Here is a 2,228-nt window from a genome sequence, read left to right on the forward strand (position 1 = left end):
CCTACGAGGCGGACACCGACTTCGACTGCTCCACGGCGAGCCGGTCCACCAGGTCGTTCATCTCGTCGCCGGAATGACCCTTGGTCCAGCGGAAGGAGACGTCGCCGCGCTCGTTCACCGCGGTGATGAGCGGCTCCCACAGGTCCCGGCTGACCACCGGCTTCTTCGCGCTGGTCACCCAACCCCGGGCCAGCCAGCCCTTCCACCAGCCGTCGCGGAAGCAGTTCACGACGTAGGTGGAGTCGCTGACGACGACGAGGGGGCCGTCCAGGGCGCGGACCGCCTCGAGCGCCGCCCGGATCTCCATGCGCTGGTTCGTGGTGCCGGGCTCGCCGCCGCTGTCCTGCCGGCCGTCCCGGGTCGCCCAGGCCCAGCCGCCGGGGCCAGGGTTGCCCGAGCACGCGCCGTCGGTCCACACCTCGAGGGCGCCCTCGACGGCGGGCATGTCCGGGCGGGAGGGCTTCCTGGCCTTCGCGGAGGCCTTCGCCGACGTCCCCGACGTGGCCGGCGCGTTCTCCGCGCAGGCCGCGTGCGCCCACCGCTCCCCGGCCCGCGCGATCTCCTCGCCGGGGTTCACGGGCGAGGCGCAGACCCCGCAGGTGGTCGCGTACTTGGCGGTCATCGGCACCGGACCACCCTAGACAGCGCCCGATCAGGGGCGGGCGCGCAGCGCCTCGGTGAGGCCGGTGGCCACGGTCGGGGCGTCGGCGGTGTCGGGCCAGTGGCGCTCGAGGCGTCCGTCGGGGTCGACGAGGTAGGTGAAGGCGGTGTGCGGCATCGCGTAGCCGTCCGGGTCCTCGGGGTCGGGCCGGCGGCGGGCGAACACCCGGAAGGTCCGCTTGGCCGCCTCGACCTGCTCCGGGGTCCCGGTGAGCCCGGTGAAGCGCGGGTAGGAGGCCTCCAGGAACGCCCGCATCACGTCGGGGGTGTCGCGCTCCGGGTCGACGCTGACGTAGAGCGGCTGCACCCGTCCGGCGAGGTCGGGCGCCAGCGCGTCCAGGGCCGTGCTCAGCATCGTCAGGGCCCGCGGACACACCACGCGGCACGAGGTGAAGCCGAACTGCACCAGGAGCCACGTCCCGGGCCAGGACCCCGCGTCGACCGGGCTCCCGTGGTGGTCGACGAGCGAGAAGGCGACGTCGGTCGGCGCGCTCACGTCAGGCCAGCTCGAGCTCGTGGGCCGGCCCGGGCGCCACGTCGACGCGCAGGCCCGCGGAGGACCGCGTGGCGTCCACGTCCTGCCCGTCGATCCGCAGCCGCGCCCCCTCGGGGACGCGGCCCAGGACCACCGCGCCGTCGTCGTCGAGGCCCCGGCGGCGCAGCCGGGCGTGCAGCACCCCGTCGAGCACCTCGGCGCGGCTGACCTCGACGTCGCGCCCCACCTCGGTCAGAGCGGGCTCGGCGAAGTGCTCCGGACCCCACGGGCGCTGGTAGAGCTCGTGGAGCCCGTCGGGGACGTTCAGGCGCGCGTACCCGAGCAGGACGTTGCCGGTCATCGGTTCGATCTCGGTGCGGTTCCCGTCGGCGTCGGTGAGGGTGTCGTTGCGGGGGTAGTAGAGGGCGCCGCCGGACCAGGTGGGGGACATGTACCGGTCGGCGTGGGCGAGCACGCCGTCGAGGGTCGCGCGATCGCCCATCTCGGCGGCCCACGCCGCGACCCACCCCAGGTCGCAGGTGTCGTTCACCACGGTCTGCCCCATGACGTTCATGGCCGGGGTCGACCGCACGGAGATCGTGCCGTCGGGACCGGGGACGAGGAAGTCGGCGACCTGGCGCGGGTAGTGCTCGTGGACGAAGTCGTGGTTCCACGTGTTCATCAGCGCGCCGCACCAGGCGTCGACCCACGGGGCCTGCAGCGCGTTCGGCGCCACGACCTTGGTGTCCTCGAGGATCATCTGGTTGTAGTGGCCCGCGTCGTCGAGCCGGCCGAAGTCGGCCCAGGCGCGCTGGTAGCCGGCCACGACCTCCTCGGCGCGGTTCCCGCCGGCGATCAGGTCGTGCATCCGGAACCCGAGGATGGCGGGCTGGTTGCAGATCTGGAACACGCAGTTCGGCTCGCAGGCGATCCCGAGGTAGCCGTTCTCGACCATCTGCCAGTACAGGTGCTCGTCGAGCGAGTCGCGGTCGTAGGCGAACCGCTTCGGCTCACCGCCCCAGAAGAACGACCAGTGCTCGAAGGTGAGCGAGCCCGGGGCCGCGTAGCGGTCGTCGGCGAAGAGGTGGTCGTG

At 73.2% G+C, this 2,228-nt stretch carries 4 protein-coding genes; 1 reads left to right on the forward strand and 3 read right to left on the reverse strand.

Annotated features, from left to right (window positions below; genetic code table 11):
- Window position 1: 1 nt before the first annotated feature.
- Window positions 2-445 carry a ribonuclease H family protein gene (locus AC0CYZ_RS27335; RefSeq protein WP_472221241.1) on the reverse strand — a complete coding sequence of 148 codons (444 nt, stop codon included), beginning with the start codon at window positions 443-445 and terminating at the stop codon, window positions 2-4.
- On the opposite strand from AC0CYZ_RS27335, the gene AC0CYZ_RS27340 reads away from it, so the two are divergent.
- On the forward strand, window positions 444-641 hold the full coding sequence (locus AC0CYZ_RS27340) for a hypothetical protein (RefSeq protein WP_472221243.1): 198 nt from the start codon (window positions 444-446) through the stop codon (window positions 639-641). The genes AC0CYZ_RS27335 and AC0CYZ_RS27340 overlap by 2 nt on opposite strands.
- Window positions 642-652: 11 nt before the next feature.
- Here the strand turns inward: AC0CYZ_RS27340 and AC0CYZ_RS27345 are convergent, their stop codons facing one another.
- Together AC0CYZ_RS27345 and AC0CYZ_RS27350 are read right to left on the reverse strand one after the other, a co-directional pair.
- Window positions 653-1,156, reverse strand: coding sequence for an SCO family protein (locus AC0CYZ_RS27345; protein WP_472221245.1), 504 nt, complete (start codon window positions 1,154-1,156; stop codon window positions 653-655).
- Window position 1,157: 1 nt separating this feature from the next.
- On the reverse strand, window positions 1,158-2,228 hold a 1,071-nt coding region (locus AC0CYZ_RS27350; RefSeq protein ID WP_472221247.1), incomplete at its 5' end, for a linalool dehydratase/isomerase domain-containing protein.

The sequence above is a fragment of the Actinomycetospora sp. genome (assembly GCF_055612215.1).

Coding starts and splice junctions, on each gene's coding strand:
- AC0CYZ_RS27340 (WP_472221243.1), top strand. CDS start 444: ATGTCCGGGCGGGAGGGCTTCCTGGCCTTCGCGGAGGCCTTCGCCGAC.
- AC0CYZ_RS27335 (WP_472221241.1), bottom strand. CDS start 445: ATGCCCGCCGTCGAGGGCGCCCTCGAGGTGTGGACCGACGGCGCGTGC.